A 15,217-nucleotide genomic window follows, 5' to 3' on the forward strand; every position below is an offset into this window, starting at 1 on the left:
TCCAAAATCACAGAAGGTTAGTTGCTTATGGTTGGATGATATTTTCAGGCAATGCCATCTTATATAGTGAATAGGCTCCGTCTAGGTTTTTAACGTCAAAACCCTTTTCTTTTAAGATACGTTCGGCAATATAGGAACGAAGTCCACTATGGCAGCTGACAATGTATTCTTTCGAAGCATCCAGTTCTCCAATTCGTTCACGGAGTTGGTCTAAAGGAATATGAATGAATTCCTTGAACTGCCCGTTTGCGACCTCGCCAGGATTGCGGACATCTAATAAAACTTTACCAGTAGCTAACTCGTCGTCTAGTTGGTGCCACTGGATGTTTTGGCTAATCCCTTCTGCGATGTTCATAGTAGCGTAGCCAATCATATTGACTGGATCTTTGGCAGAGCCAAATGGCGGAGCGTAAGTCAATTCAAGCTCAGGCAAATCAAAAATCGTTAGTCCAGCCTTGATAGCAGTGGCAAGGACATCAATTCGCTTATCAATACCTTTTTGACCAACGGCTTGCGCACCGAAAATTTTGCCGTCAGTCGGTGAGAAAATGAGTTTCAGCACAATATCAGTCGCACCAGGATAATAACCAGCATGGTCTTTTCCAGTAGTATGAATAACGGCATGCTCATATCCGAGTGATTGAACAGTACCTTCGCTTAAACCAGTTGAAGCGAAGGCTAGGTCAAAGACTTTAACGATAGCTGTTCCAATAGAACCTTTGTTTTTTCTATCAAGTCCAGCAATGACATCCGCTACCTGTCGTCCCTGACGATTGGCAGGAGAAGCCAGAGAAATCAAGGCATCTTGACCTGTAATTTCTTGTTTAACAACAATAGCATCACCAACGGCATAAATATTCTTCTGACTAGTTTGGTAGTTTTGGTCCACGAGAATACCACCGCGGAGGCCCAGTGCAATTCCAGCATTTTTAGTCAGTTGACTATCAGGCGCAACGCCAACCGATAAAATGGTCACATCAGATGACAAGGTTTGTCCGTTAGACAATTCTAGAACCTGTCCTTTTTCATGAAAAGCAGTGACAGACTGCCCAGTGATAACATTGACACCCTTACTTGTCAGCTCTGCTTCCACATATCGAGCCATCTCTAGGTCAAAAGTAGGCAAAACATGGGGAGCTTGTTCGATAAGCGTGACCTTCAAGCCTTTTAAAGCTAAGTTTTCAGCCATTTCCAGACCGATAAATCCTGCGCCAATTACCACAGCATGACCAGACTTGATCTGGTCTAGTTTAATCATAATCTTGTCCAAATCAGGTACATTCCGAAGAGTAAAGAGATTGTTTGCTTCTTCAATACCAGATAGATTTGGAATGACAGGCTTGGCGCCGGGTGATAAAATCAATTTGTCATAGTTTTCTGTGATTTGTCCACTTGGAGTATTCACTGTGACAGTCTGCTTGTCAGCATTGATACTAATGACTTCATGAAAGGGGCGGACATCTAGATTGAAGCGTTGTTTCAAACTTTCTGGCGTTTGAAGCAATAAACTGTCATGCTCTGCTATTTCTCCAGAAATGTAATAAGGTAAACCACAGTTGGCAAAGGAAACATAAGGTCCTTTCTCAAAAACGATGATTTCAGCATCTTCCATCAGACGACGGAGACGAGTAGCAGCAGACATACCGCCAGCGACACCACCTACAATAATTATTTTCATGCTATTCCTCCTGTCCAGGCATTCATACCGCCTTTAATGTTGATTGCTTGATAGCCTTGAGATTTTAGATATTCTGTCGCCCGTTGGCTACGCATGCCAGATTGACAGATGATAAGATAGTTCTTGGTTTTGTCGCCTTTAAATTGGTCAAGTTGACTTAAGGGCTGGTTGATAGCCTGTGGAATATGACCACTAGCAAATTCTTCAATCTCACGGACATCAAGCAAAACAGTATTTGATGATTGTATTGCTTGTTCTACATCAGTTATCGGAAGACTGTCAGTATTTGAAAACATTCCTGAAAATAATTGTTTAAACATTGTCACTCCTTTATACCCTGTAGGGTATCTAAAATATAACAAGGAATTCGAAAGATGTCAAGGTAAAAAATTGACATTTTTCACTTCAAGCAGTACCATATAGGGTATGAATACTGATAAGAAAAAGATGATAAACCGTTTGAAACGGGCCGAAGGTCAACTCAGAGGCATTCAGAAAATGATTGAAGAAGATCAGGAATGTATTGATATCGTAACTCAGTTGAGTGCTGTTCGTTCCAGCATCAATAGTATGATGGGAATGGTCATTGCTCAGAAGGTCCAAGACTGTATTGCTCATCCGTCTGAAAACCCTGAAGAACAAGAAGCTCGTCTTGCTCAAGCCATCAATCTAATCATTAAAAAATAGGAGTAGGGGTATGTCGACAGAAAGAGAAAAAATGATTACAGGTCAGTTTTATCAGGCTGGTGATCCAGAATTGGTTCAGATGCGGATTTTAGCTCGTCAAAATATGAAACGATTTAACGATGAACTTGATGGTAAGGTTCGTTCGGAGCAATTGAAGAGCTGGTTTGGAACTACAGGCCAACGCATCTATATGGAGCCAAATTTCTACTGTGACTACGGAAGTAATATTCATGTCGGAGAGGATTTTTACGCAAATTTTAACTGTACCATGTTGGATGTTTGTCCCATTACCATTGGGAAAAATGCTATGTTGGGACCCAATGTGCAATTGCTAACTCCTCTTCATCCACTGGATCCTGATGAACGGAATTCTGGCTTGGAATACGGGGCTCCAATTACCATTGGTGATAATTTCTGGGCTGGCGGTGGCGCCATTATCTTACCAGGCGTGACCTTGGGCAACAATGTCGTTGTTGGTGCTGGTTCCGTTGTGACCAAGTCTTTTGGTGATAATGTCGTTTTAGCGGGCAATCCTGCGCGTGTTATCAAAGAAATACCTAAAAAATAATTCTTCTTCGGGAGAATTTTTTCTTTGCCTTGCGAATAGACTAGATGAGGTGAAGAAAATGAATAATTTTGAATTGTATAAATGGAAAAAAGCAGGTTTGACAAATCTCAACATTAACAAGGTCTTAACCTATCAGGAAACAGTTGGCAAAAAGTTATCCCTACGCAATATTGCAGTGGTATCCGAGTGTAAAAATCCCATTCTCTTCATGGAGAATTATAAGAATTTAGATGTCAAAGCCTGTCGGGAAGAATTTAACAAGTTTCCTTCTTTTTCGATTTTGGATGATGTCTATCCACTAGCATTGAAGCAAATTTACAATCCACCTGTACTTTTGTTTTATCAAGGGGATTTAGAATTGCTGGAAAAATCTAAGCTGGCAGTCGTTGGTACACGAAATGCCAGTAAAAATGGTATTCAGTCTGTCCAGAAAATTATCAAGGAATTAAACAATCGTTTTGTCATTGTTAGTGGTCTGGCTAGAGGGATTGATACAGCTGCCCACATTGCCAGCCTAAAAAATGGCGGACAGACAATTGCCGTTATTGGAACAGGTTTGGATAAGATTTATCCCAAAGAAAACAGGGAATTGCAGACCTACATCGGAAAACATCATTTAGTTTTGACTGAATATGAACCAGGTGCAGAACCTCTCAAATACCATTTTCCAGAACGCAATCGCATTATAGCTGGTTTGGTGGAAGGATTGGTAGTCTGTGAAGCTAAGATGCGGTCTGGTAGCCTGATTACCTGCGAACGTGCTTTAGAAGGAGGAAGAGAAGTCTATGCCATTCCTGGTTCCATTTTGGATGGGAAATCAGATGGTTGCCATCATTTGATTCAAGAAGGCGCAAAGTGCATTACATCAGGCTTGGATATCCTTTCAGACTATCAATTATAAAATAAGTTCTCCTATAGGAAAATAAAAATCTTGACACTGACTGAAAAATAGTATATTCTTTGTGAGGTTAAACATATTTGTAAGGAAATAGAATGGCTACAAAATCAGTTAGTAAGAAAAAAACAGTAAGTAAGAAAAATCTTGTTATTGTAGAGTCGCCTGCAAAGGCAAAGACCATCGAGAAGTATCTTGGTAAAAATTATAAGGTTGTTGCCTCAGTCGGACACATTCGTGATTTGAAAAAATCCAGTATGTCTATTGACTTTGATAATGACTATGCGCCAGAGTATATCAATATCCGTGGTAAAGGTCCGCTTATCAATTCTTTGAAGAAAGAGGCGAAAAATGCCAAGCAAGTCTACCTGGCAAGTGACCCGGACCGTGAAGGAGAAGCGATTTCTTGGCATCTGGCTCATATTTTAGGATTAGATGAAAAGGATAAAAACCGGGTTGTTTTCAATGAAATCACCAAGGATGCTGTAAAAAATGCCTTCAAGGAACCACGCGCTATCAATCATGACTTGGTTGATGCCCAGCAGGCTCGTCGTGTCTTAGACCGTATCGTTGGATATTCGATTTCACCCATTCTCTGGAAGAAAGTCAAAAAAGGCTTGTCAGCAGGGCGAGTACAATCCGTTGCCCTCAAGCTCATCATTGACCGTGAAAATGAAATCAACAATTTCAAACCAGAGGAATATTGGACAATTGATGCCACCTTTAAAAAGGGTACTAAGAAATTCCAAGCAAGTTTCTATGGACTAGATGGCAAAAAAGTTAAGGCTGAAAACAATGAGCAGGTCAAGGAAATTCTGGCTCGTTTAAATAGCGATGATTTCTTGGTAGAGCAGGTAGAGCGTAAGGAACGCAAGCGAAATGCACCGCTTCCTTATACAACCTCGACCATGCAGATGGATGCGGCCAATAAAATCAATTTCCGTACCCGTAAAACTATGATGGTTGCCCAACAGCTCTATGAAGGGGTTAGTCTTGGTACAGGTGGTACACAAGGTTTGATTACCTATATGCGTACGGATTCGACTCGTATCAGTCCAGTTGCTCAGGCTCAGGCAGCGGAGTTTATCACAGAACGTTTTGGAGAAAAGTATTCCAAACATGGTAGCAAGGTCAAGAATGCGACCGGTGCCCAAGATGCCCACGAAGCCATTCGACCGTCCAATGTTCAATTAACTCCGGAATCCATTGCCAAATATTTGGATAAGGATCAACTTCGTCTCTATACTTTGATTTGGAATCGTTTTGTGGCTAGTCAGATGGCTGCAGCGGTCTTTGATACCATGAGTGTTCGTCTAGGTCAAAATGGAGTGATTTTCGCTGCCAATGGTAGCCAAGTTAAATTCGATGGTTACATGGCTGTTTATAATGATTCGGATAAGAATAAGATGTTGCCAGATATGGAGCAAGGCGATACAGTTGTACGCACCTCAACAAATCCTGAACAACATTTCACGCAGCCACCTGCTCGCTATTCTGAAGCTACTTTGATTAAGACCTTGGAAGAAAATGGTGTAGGGCGTCCGTCAACTTATGCCCCAACTATTGAAACCATTCAGAAACGTTATTATGTTAAACTTGCTGCTAAGCGTTTTGAACCGACTGAGCTTGGCGAGATTGTCAACAAACTCATTGTCGAATTTTTCCCTGATATCGTCAATGTCAAGTTTACGGCTGAAATGGAGCAAAAACTAGATGATGTTGAGATCGGAAAAGAGCAGTGGCAGAAGGTCATCGATGGATTTTACCAACCATTTAAGGTAGAACTGTCTAAAGCAGAAGACCAGATGGAAAAAATCCAAATCAAAGATGAACCAGCTGGATTTGATTGTGAAGTTTGTGGACACGAAATGGTTATTAAACTTGGTCGTTTTGGAAAATTCTACGCATGTAGCAATTTCCCTGATTGCCGCAACACCAAACAAATTACCAAGGAAATCGGCGTGACTTGTCCAGTTTGTCAACAAGGCCAGGTCATTGAGCGCAAGAGCAAACGTAATAGACTTTTCTATGGTTGTGACCGTTATCCAGAATGTGAATTTACTTCATGGGATAAGCCGGTTGGTCGTACCTGTCCCAAATGTGACCACTATCTCGTTGAGAAAAAAGTCCGTGGAGGTGGTAAACAAGTTGTCTGTCCAAATGGTGACTATGAGGAAGATAAAATTAAATAAGATAAGACTGCTATTCTCAAGGGAATGGCAGTTGTTTTTAGCCTAGCAGGAAAAAAAGTAAAAAAATAATAAAAAAGTCTTGCATTATTGAAGATACTGTGTTATGATAATTGAGGTTTGAAAAAACTGACCTAAGACAGTAGGGGAGCTGGACTCATAAACATCCTACCGAGGCACAAAACGATTATTGAGATAAACGTATTTGTACTTTCGTGTCTAGGTTTAGGTACGATTTTTTTGTGCCTAGCCCAAAATAAAAACGGAGGTAAAAAAATGAGTGAAGCTATTATCGCTAAAAAAGCGGAATTAGTAAATGCCGTTGCTGAGCAAATGAAAGCTGCAACATCTATCGTTGTTGTAGACGCTCGTGGTTTGACAGTAGAACAAGATACAGTTCTCCGTCGTAACTTGCGTGGTGCAGAAGTTGAGTACAAAGTTATCAAAAACTCAATCTTACGTCGTGCTGCTGAGCAAGCTGGTCTTGAAGGTCTTGCAGAATTGTTTGTAGGTCCATCTGCGGTTGCATTCTCAAACGATGCAGTTGCTCCAGCTAAAACAATTTACGATTTCGCGAAAACTGCTGATGCTCTTGAAATCAAAGGTGGTGCTGTAGAAGGTAAAGTTTCTTCTAAAGAAGAAATCGAAGCACTTGCTACATTGCCAAACCGCGAAGGCATGCTTTCTATGTTGCTTTCTGTACTTCAAGCACCAGTTCGCAACGTTGCATACGCTGTCAAAGCTGTTGCAGAAAAAGAAGACGCTGCTTAATGCGTCAGAGCGTAGCTGCTTAGTGCTACAAACTATTTAAAAAACCTAAATTGGAGGAATATCACAATGGCATTGAACATTGAAAACATTATTGCTGAAATTAAAGAAGCTACTATCCTTGAGCTTAACGACCTTGTTAAAGCTATCGAAGAAGAATTTGGTGTAACTGCAGCTGCTCCTGTAGCTGTTGCTGCAGCTGGTGCTGCTGCTGAAGAAGCTAAAGACTCATTTGACGTTGAATTGACATCTGCTGGCGACAAAAAAGTTGGCGTTATCAAAGTTGTACGTGAAATCACAGGTCTTGGTCTTAAAGAAGCTAAAGAACTTGTTGACGGTGCACCAGCACTTGTTAAAGAAGGTGTTCCAACAGCTCAAGCTGAAGAAATCAAAGCTAAATTGGAAGAAGCTGGTGCTTCAGTTACTCTTAAATAATCGAGTAACTACTCAAGTAGCTTAAAAACATGATTAAACCGCTATTCTTCGGAGTGGCGGTTTTTCTTCTTGTCTGAAAAGGGGCAAATTATCCCATTTAACCATAATACATCATACTATTTTCCAATCAATTTTAAGATGGATGGATTTTTTTAATATCTGTCAAGTTTTTTTCTTGACACCTGCTTAGAGTGTGTTATAATAGAACATGTGCTAAATAGCTCTGCTATTTCACCGAATAAAAAAATAAAGAAAAGAGAACATTTTAAAATGGCAGTAAAAATCCGTTTGACTCGTATGGGTTCTAAAAAGAAACCTTTCTACCGTATTAACATTGCAGACTCACGTGCACCACGTGATGGTCGTTTCATCGAAACAGTTGGTACTTACAACCCACTTTTGGCTGAAAACTCAGTAACTCTTAAAGAAGAGCGTGTACTTGAGTGGTTGGCAAAAGGTGCACAACCATCTGATACAGTTCGTGCCCTTCTTTCAAACGCTGGCGTATTGAAGAAATTCCACGAGCAAAAATTCTCTAAATAAGAACAGTAAGCGAGAACACTTATGGACATGATTGAAAATCTCATTATTGCGATTGTGAAACCTTTGATTTCACAGCCTGATAGCTTGACAATTAAAATTGTTGATACACCTGAATTTTTAGAATATCATTTGGATTTGGATAAATCTGATATTGGCCGTATCATTGGGAAAAAAGGACGCACAATTTCTGCAATCAGAACGATTGTTTACTCTGTTCCAACAAGTGATAAAAAAGTTCGTTTAGTGATTGACGAGAAAGAATAGAAAGTCACCATTTGGTGGCTTTTAACTTAGATAAAGGGGCTATGCCCCTTTTTATACTTTTTGAAAATCAAAAGCAGATATTGTTGACTTGATTTGATGAGTGAAAAGCTCCAGTGGAGGTTTTCATCCTGTTACCTTGAAACAAAATAGTAACAGGTTTCTATCCGTTCAGAGAATCAAAGATGTTCGCTCTATCACCAAGCTCCAAAGGTTCCACGAACCTTTAGAGTTGGTCTATTTTTGATTTTCATTGAGTATGAACATATAGAAAGGGTGAAAAGATGAATCTGATTTGGACCTATTTGAAAAAATATCCTAAGTGGATTGCCTTGGACTTGTTGGGAGCCTTCTTATTTGTAGTGGTAAACTTGGGCTTGCCGACATTTTTGGCGAGAATGATTGACCAAGGAATTACAAAAAATGATGTTGGTCAGCTCTATTATTGGGCGGGCATGATGGGCTTAATCGTCTTGCTTGGAATTCTTGGACGAATAACGCTTGCCTATGCAGCTGGTCAGTTGACAACCAATATCGTCAAAGATATTCGAAATGATTTGTACGAGAAAATTCAGGACTATTCTCATAACGAGTATGAGCAGATTGGTGTTTCTTCTCTGGTTGCTCGTATGACTAATGATGCTTTTGTCTTGATGCAGTTTGCGGAGATGGTATTGAAGCTGGGAATTATCACTCCTTTGATGATGATTGCTTCTGTCATTATGACCTTGGTAACCAGTCCGAGTCTAGCTTGGACAGTCGCAGTAGCCATGCCGTTTCTTGTTATCGTTATTTTCTATGTAGCAACTAAAACCCGCCCTCTATCAGAAACACAGCAAAAACGCTTGGATACCATCAACCAGTATGTTCGTGAAAACCTCATGGGCTTGCGGGTTATTCGAGCTTTTACTCGGGAAGAATTTCAAGAGGAGCGTTTTGCGGCAGTCAATGAAGAATACACAGAAACATCCAAAAAACTCTTTAATCTGACTGGTTTAACAGAGCCTCTCTTTGTGCAGATTATCATTGCTATGATTGTGGCCATTGTCTGGTTTGCTTTGGAACCCTTGAAAACAGGCAGTCTGCAAATCGGTGATTTGGTAGCCTTTATAGAATATAGTTTCCACGCGCTTTTCTCATTCTTGCTCTTTGCCAACTTGTTTAACATGTATCCACGGATGTCAGTATCGAGCCAACGGATTCAGGAAGTCTTGGACATGCCCATTTCCATTTCTAAGAATGAAGACGGCATAACTGAAACAGACACTCGTGGTTACTTAGAATTTGAAAATGTGACTTTTGCCTATCCTGGTGAAACAGAGTCGCCTGTGTTGCACAATATTTCCTTCAAAGCTAAGCCTGGTGAAACCATTGCTTTTATTGGTTCAACAGGTTCTGGTAAGTCTTCCTTGGTCAACTTGATTCCGCGTTTCTACGATGTGACACTAGGACGAATCTTGGTGGACGGGGTGGATGTCAGACGTTACAATCTAAAGGCACTTCGCAGCAAAATTGGCTTTATTCCGCAGAAAGCTCTGCTATTTACCGGAACCATCGCGGAAAACCTCAAGTACGGGAAGCTGGATGCGAGTTTGGCGGAGTTGCATGAGGCGGCGGATGTGGCCCAGGCCAAAGATTTTATCGAGAGCAAGGAAGAGCAGTTTGACACCCACTTAGCAGAGGGCGGTAGCAACCTGTCAGGTGGTCAGAAGCAACGCTTGTCCATTGCCCGTGCCATTGTCAAGCAGCCAGATATCTATATCTTTGATGATTCCTTCTCTGCCTTGGACTATAAGACAGATGCCATTTTGCGGGCTCGCTTGAAAGAAGTGACAGAAAATGCGACGGTGCTGATTGTTGCCCAACGGGTCGGAACCATTATGGATGCCGACCAGATTATCGTGCTAAACGAGGGTGAAATCGTTGGTCGCGGAACCCACAATGAATTGTTGAAAAGCAATGAGATTTACCGTGAAATTGCCAACTCCCAGCTTAACCGTCAATCCTTGATAGAAGAATAGGAGGAATGTATGAAGAATTCATCAGTATTTACCCGTGTTTGGGGCTACCTACGTCGTTACCAATCTTCTGTCTATTTAGCTGTTTTTCTGAAGACCATCAGTGCAGTGATGAATGCCTTGGAACCCTTTGTGTTGGGGCTTATCATCACAGAATTGACCAAGAATTTGCTGGACATGGCAAATGGAGTAGCAGGGGCTCAACTAAACTATTCCTACATCGCCATCATGCTTGCCATCTATGCCCTGCGCGCTCTGATGTATGAAATCGGTGCCTATGGTTCTAACTATTTTATGACCAAGGCAGTGCAGGGGGCGACCAAGGAACTGCGTCAGGACTTGAGCCATAAGATTAACAAAATTCCTGTTTCTTATTTTGACAAGCACCAGTATGGTGATTTACTTGGACGTTTTACAAGCGATGTGGAAACTGTGTCGAATGCCCTGCAACAAAGTTTCCTCCAGCTAGTTAATGCTGTATTGACCCTTTCCCTAGCCCTCTTCATGTGTTTCTGGCTAGATGTTTCACTAGCTCTTGTGGTCGTGACCTTGGTTCCTGTGACCTACTTTGGTTCCAAGTTTGTCATGGGCAAATCCCAGCCTTATTTCAAGCAACAGGCTGATGCGCTTGGTCGTTTGAATGGCTTTGTCCAAGAAAACCTCACTGGTTTTAACGTCCTCAAGCTCTACGGTCGTGAAGAACTGTCCACGCAAGAATTTCGCCAGATAACTGCTGACTTGCAGGAAGTTGGCTTCAAGGCTAGTTTTATGTCTGGCTTGCTCATGCCCCTGGTACACGGCTTGTCAAACATTGCCTACGTCGTCGTGGCTCTGCTATCTGGTCTGAAAGTCCTTGCAGGTACATTGACGGTGGGTAATATGCAGGCCTTCGTCCAATACGTCTGGCAGATTTCTCAGCCTGTCCAAACCTTGACCCAGTTGGCACCCCAGTTGCAGTCTGCTAAATCTTCCCTTGAACGCATTTTTTCAGTCCTAGATGAGCTTGATGAAGAAGACGCCAATGCGCTGGAGTTGACAGCTAGTCTGACCGGACAAGTCAGCTTTGAACAGGTCGAATTTGGCTATTCAGAAGATAAGCCCCTCATCCGAAACTTTAATCTTGATGTTCAACCAGGTGAAATGGTGGCCATCGTTGGACCAACAGGAGCAGGTAAGACAACCCTTATCAATCTTCTCATGCGTTTCTATGATGTGACATCAGGTTCTATCAAAGTGGATGGTCAGGACATTCGAAATATTTCCCGTCAATCCTACCGTAGTCAATTTGGTATGGTCTTGCAGGATGCTTGGCTCTATGAAGGAACCATCAAGGAAAACCTGCGTTTTGGACGCTTGGATGCGACGGATGAGGAAGTTGTGGAAGCTGCCAAAGCCGCCAACGTTGACCACTTTATTCGTACCCTGCCTGGCGGTTATAATATGGAAATGAACCAGGAATCCAGTAATATCTCCCAAGGTCAGAAACAGCTTTTGACCATTGCGCGTGCCTTGTTGGCGGATCCTGCTATTCTGATCCTTGATGAAGCGACTTCTTCAGTCGATACACGTTTGGAACTCTTAATTCAAAAAGCCATGAAACGCTTGATGAAGGGGCGGACAAGTTTCGTCATTGCCCATCGCTTATCAACCATTCAAGAAGCGGATAAGATTTTAGTCTTGAAAGATGGGCAGATTATCGAACAAGGTAATCATGAAAGTCTTTTGGCAGATAAAGGTTTCTATTACAATCTGTATCAAAGTCAGTTTAGTCAATCCAAATAAAATAACTCCCTTGTCAGTGAAGACAGGGGAGTTTTGAACTTAATAGGCGATTTCAGCTAGTAGATTTTCTGCTGTAGTAGTTGGTAGAATTCGAACGCGATTGAGGGTCAGTAGCCCATCACTTGCTGAAGCCAAGCCGTTATTAGTTGTCACGCCAAGCTTGTAGCCAGTTTGCTCCGTCAAGGCAACGGTATCAGCTGAATAGCGTCCACCTGGATAGGCAATGGCGATGGTTTCTTGATTTAATTGGCTATCTAGATAGGCCTTGGACGAGGTTAATTCAGTTATTTGCGTTTCTATGCTGCTATATTCCAAGTCAGGATGGTTGACAGTGTGGCCTTGGAAGGAGAGCCCTGCTGCCTGCATTTCCTTGATTTGTTCAATGGTCAGGTGTCCAGCCTGTCCATACTCAGTAAAACCTGTAATGACATTGTTGGTTGCTTTCATTTGATACTGCTTGAGCAGGGGGTAGGCGTGGCTGTAGAAATCCCATAGGCTATCATCAAAGGTTAGCCAGACCACTTTTTTCCCAGCTGGTAGGACGTTTTCAGTAAGCACCTTATAGGCCTCTTCAGGTGAAAGGGTGTAATAGCCTGCCTCTTGTAAGGCTTTGAGGTGACTTTCAAATGTTGTTGGATCTACTATCAAATTTGCATTGGCTTCTTCCTCAGGCGCCATGACATGAATGGCATGGTACATGAGAATAGGCAGTTTGACAGGTTCAGACTGAACTTCCCAAGTAATAGCAGTTGAGTTAGAAGTGTTGGATGTTGTAGTAGCAGTAGCAGTAGTTTCTTTTATCTGCGTGCTAGAGGAATAAGTGCTAGCATGTTTTACAGTTATTTGTTGTGTGACTTGAAAGATGAGGAAGCCAAGTATGGTAAACAAAACAATTAGGGGGAGTAGGTCTAAGAAACGCTCAATTCTAGTCCTTCTTTTTCGCTTTTGTTTTCTATTCAGAGTATTCAGTCTGGAATGTTTCATGAGAAATTCTCCCTATAAATATGTATATAACAATTATATCAAATTTTTTGCCAAATGGTTAGCCAATTTGATATAATGGGAGAAATACTTTCTAAAGGAGATCACATGGTAGTTAAGATTGGATTATTAGGTTTTGGTACAGTTGCAAGTGGCGTGCCGTTTTTATTAGCTGAGAATACAGAAAAGATTGAAAAGGCAGCGCAGGACAGTATCGAGGTTGCAAAAGTTCTTGTCAAAGATGATGCAGAGAAAGAACGCTTGTTGGCTGCGGGACATAACTATAATTTTGTTACAAATATTGACGAGATTTTAGCTGATGAAGATATTGCCATCGTCGTTGAATTGATGGGCCGTATCGAACCAGCCAAAACCTTTATCACACGCGCCTTGGAAGCAGGTAAGCATATTGTTACAGCGAACAAGGATTTGTTGGCGGTTCATGGTAGCGAATTACGTGCCTTGGCTGAAGAAAAGGGGCTGGCACTTTATTATGAGGCTGCTGTAGCAGGCGGTATTCCAATCTTGCGTACTTTGGTTAACTCATTGGCTGCTGACAAGGTTACTCGTATCCTTGGTGTTTTGAATGGTACATCAAACTTCATGTTGACCAAGATGGTGGATGAAGGCTGGACCTATGAAAAAGCCCTTCAAACAGCTCAGGAACTTGGTTATGCAGAATCAGATCCAACCAATGACGTTGAGGGTATTGATGCAGCCTACAAGGCAGTTATCCTCAGTCAATTTGCCTTTGGTATGACAGTTGATTTTGAACATGTGGCTCACAAGGGTATCTCAACTATCACGCCAGAGGATGTGGCAGTGGCTCAAGAATTGGGCTATGTTATCAAACTAGTGGGAGATATTCAAGAAACCACCACAGGTATTTCTGCCGAGGTATCCCCAACATTCCTACCGAAAAATCATCCACTGGCTAGCGTAAATGGTGTGATGAACGCTGTTTTTGTGGAATCAATCGGTATCGGCCAATCTATGTATTATGGACCAGGTGCAGGTCAAAAGCCGACTGCAACAAGTGTTACAGCAGATATTATTCGTATCGTTCGTCGTTTGAAAGACAAAACTATCGGCAAAGCCTTTAACGAATACAGCCGTCCGCTTCAATTAGCTGCTCCAAGCGATGTTAAAAGTGAGTACTATTTCTCAATTGTTGCACCAGATAAGAATGGAAAAATGCTTCGTTTGGCAGAGATTTTCAATTCTGAGGAGATTTCCTTTAAGCAAATTCTGCAACAAGCTGCCAATGGTGAAACTGCTCGCTTGGTCATTGTAACTCATGAAATGAGCAAGACACAATTAGAAAATGTGACTGCTAAATTGGCTCAAGAATCAGACTTTACAGTCTTAAATACATTTAAGGTGTTGGGAGAATAAGGTATGAAAATTATTATCCCTGCAACATCTGCTAATATCGGACCAGGATTTGATTCAGTTGGTGTTGCCCTTTCAAAATACTTGACCATTGAAGTTTTAGAGCAGACGGATGAGTGGGTCATCGAACACAATCTTGACCATGTGCCGTCAGATAAGAACAATCTTCTTATCAAAACTGCTTTGAAGGTAGCTAAAAACCTCCAGCCTCATCGGATTAAAATGTTTAGTGATATTCCTTTAGCGCGTGGATTGGGCTCTTCAAGTTCTGTTATTGTAGCAGGTATTGAGTTGGCCAACCAACTGGCTGACTTGAATATGTCTGCAGATGAAAAATTGCTTAAGGCTACTGAAATTGAAGGTCATCCTGATAATGTGGCTCCTGCAATTTACGGTAATCTGGTTATTGCTAGCTATGTCAACAAAAAGGTACAGGCAGTCGTAACAGAATTCCCAGAAGCAAGTTTTGTTGCCTTCATTCCAAACTACCCATTGCGCACAGTTGAAAGTCGTGGGGTTCTACCTTCGCAAATGGGCTACAAAAAAGCTGTTGCTGCTAGCGCCATTTCTAATGTGGCTGTTGCTAGTTTGATGGCTGGTGATTTGGAGAAGGCTGGTAAGGCCATTCAGTCAGATATGTTCCACGAACCCTTCCGTCAATTGTTGGTCAAAGAATTTTGTCCAATCAAGCAAACAGCACAAGAACTGGGAGCCTACGCAACCTATCTATCAGGTGCAGGACCAACTGTCATGGTTTTGACTTCAAAGGATAAGGAAGCTGCCCTTGTAGCTGCCCTTGAACAATTAGACTTGGATGGAACGGTTCATCCTCTTCAGGTGGATACAAAGGGTATTCAAGTGATATAATATTCAGCTCCACGAGAGCTGATTTTTTTATAAAAATTTCGGTAAATTCTCAAAGTAAGTTCTAGTTCCCGTCCATCTAGAAGTTACTCTGAGAAAACTGCATAAAACCAACAGAATTTAGTCTCAGACTAAGTTCTGTTTTTGCCTAAAATT

Annotated in this window: 15 protein-coding genes and 1 other annotated feature; of the genes, 12 read left to right on the top strand and 3 right to left on the bottom strand. The window is 41.7% G+C overall.

The window, feature by feature from the left end; translation table 11 throughout:
* Positions 1–25: 25 nt before the first annotated feature.
* Together C1G49_RS05100 and C1G49_RS05105 are read right to left on the bottom strand one after the other, a co-directional pair.
* Entirely contained in the window at positions 26–1,678 is a 1,653-nt protein-coding gene (locus C1G49_RS05100; RefSeq protein ID WP_105124869.1) for an FAD-dependent oxidoreductase, read from the bottom strand.
* Positions 1,675–1,998 (bottom strand): rhodanese-like domain-containing protein, encoded by a 324-nt coding sequence (locus C1G49_RS05105; protein WP_105124870.1) that lies wholly within the window; start codon positions 1,996–1,998, stop codon positions 1,675–1,677. The genes C1G49_RS05100 and C1G49_RS05105 overlap by 4 nt, the downstream gene beginning before the upstream one ends.
* 106 nt (positions 1,999–2,104) lie before the next feature.
* Between C1G49_RS05105 and C1G49_RS05110 the strand changes: the two genes are divergently transcribed.
* The 10 genes from C1G49_RS05110 to C1G49_RS05155 all read left to right on the top strand — a co-directional run bounded on the left by C1G49_RS05110 (position 2,105) and on the right by C1G49_RS05155 (position 11,824).
* On the top strand, positions 2,105–2,365 hold the full coding sequence (locus tag C1G49_RS05110; RefSeq protein WP_023370330.1) for a metal-sensitive transcriptional regulator: 261 nt from the start codon (positions 2,105–2,107) through the stop codon (positions 2,363–2,365).
* 10 nt (positions 2,366–2,375) lie between these two features.
* Positions 2,376–2,933, top strand: a complete 558-nt coding sequence (locus C1G49_RS05115) for a sugar O-acetyltransferase (RefSeq protein ID WP_105124871.1) — start codon at positions 2,376–2,378, stop codon at positions 2,931–2,933.
* A gap of 58 nt (positions 2,934–2,991) precedes the next feature.
* The gene (dprA, locus tag C1G49_RS05120) at positions 2,992–3,834 is read left to right on the top strand and encodes a DNA-processing protein DprA (protein WP_105124872.1); all 843 of its coding nucleotides are present in this window, start codon (positions 2,992–2,994) and stop codon (positions 3,832–3,834) included.
* Between the two features lie 92 nt (positions 3,835–3,926).
* On the top strand, positions 3,927–6,020 hold the full coding sequence (gene topA / locus C1G49_RS05125; RefSeq protein ID WP_105124873.1) for a type I DNA topoisomerase: 2,094 nt from the start codon (positions 3,927–3,929) through the stop codon (positions 6,018–6,020).
* A gap of 112 nt (positions 6,021–6,132) precedes the next feature.
* Positions 6,133–6,267 (top strand) — a sequence feature (ribosomal protein L10 leader region).
* Between the two features lie 26 nt (positions 6,268–6,293).
* Positions 6,294–6,788: a 50S ribosomal protein L10 gene (gene rplJ, locus C1G49_RS05130; RefSeq protein ID WP_002936486.1), complete on the top strand. Its 495-nt coding sequence runs from the start codon at positions 6,294–6,296 to the stop codon at positions 6,786–6,788.
* A gap of 66 nt (positions 6,789–6,854) precedes the next feature.
* Positions 6,855–7,220, top strand: coding sequence for a 50S ribosomal protein L7/L12 (gene rplL / locus C1G49_RS05135; RefSeq protein ID WP_105117900.1), 366 nt, complete (start codon positions 6,855–6,857; stop codon positions 7,218–7,220).
* Between the two features lie 270 nt (positions 7,221–7,490).
* Positions 7,491–7,763 (top strand): 30S ribosomal protein S16, encoded by a 273-nt coding sequence (rpsP, locus tag C1G49_RS05140; RefSeq protein WP_105124874.1) that lies wholly within the window; start codon positions 7,491–7,493, stop codon positions 7,761–7,763.
* A gap of 21 nt (positions 7,764–7,784) precedes the next feature.
* On the top strand, positions 7,785–8,027 hold the full coding sequence (locus tag C1G49_RS05145; RefSeq protein WP_002940680.1) for a KH domain-containing protein: 243 nt from the start codon (positions 7,785–7,787) through the stop codon (positions 8,025–8,027).
* A 281-nt stretch (positions 8,028–8,308) separates the two neighbouring features.
* The gene (locus tag C1G49_RS05150) at positions 8,309–10,045 is read left to right on the top strand and encodes an ABC transporter ATP-binding protein (RefSeq protein ID WP_105124875.1); all 1,737 of its coding nucleotides are present in this window, start codon (positions 8,309–8,311) and stop codon (positions 10,043–10,045) included.
* Positions 10,046–10,054: 9 nt separating this feature from the next.
* The gene (locus C1G49_RS05155) at positions 10,055–11,824 is read left to right on the top strand and encodes an ABC transporter ATP-binding protein (RefSeq protein WP_105124876.1); all 1,770 of its coding nucleotides are present in this window, start codon (positions 10,055–10,057) and stop codon (positions 11,822–11,824) included.
* Between the two features lie 39 nt (positions 11,825–11,863).
* Here the strand turns inward: C1G49_RS05155 and C1G49_RS05160 are convergent, their stop codons facing one another.
* Entirely contained in the window at positions 11,864–12,808 is a 945-nt protein-coding gene (locus C1G49_RS05160) for a polysaccharide deacetylase family protein (RefSeq protein WP_161942087.1), read from the bottom strand.
* 105 nt (positions 12,809–12,913) lie between these two features.
* Between C1G49_RS05160 and C1G49_RS05165 the strand changes: the two genes are divergently transcribed.
* Positions 12,914–14,200 (top strand): homoserine dehydrogenase, encoded by a 1,287-nt coding sequence (locus tag C1G49_RS05165; protein ID WP_105124877.1) that lies wholly within the window; start codon positions 12,914–12,916, stop codon positions 14,198–14,200.
* A gap of 3 nt (positions 14,201–14,203) precedes the next feature.
* A complete protein-coding gene (thrB, locus tag C1G49_RS05170) occupies positions 14,204–15,064 on the top strand; it encodes a homoserine kinase (RefSeq protein WP_105124878.1) in 861 nt (286 codons plus the stop codon).
* Positions 15,065–15,217 lie beyond the last annotated feature (153 nt).

This window comes from Streptococcus suis (genome assembly GCF_002960625.1).
Taxonomy (GTDB): Bacteria; Bacillota; Bacilli; order Lactobacillales; family Streptococcaceae; genus Streptococcus; species Streptococcus suis_T.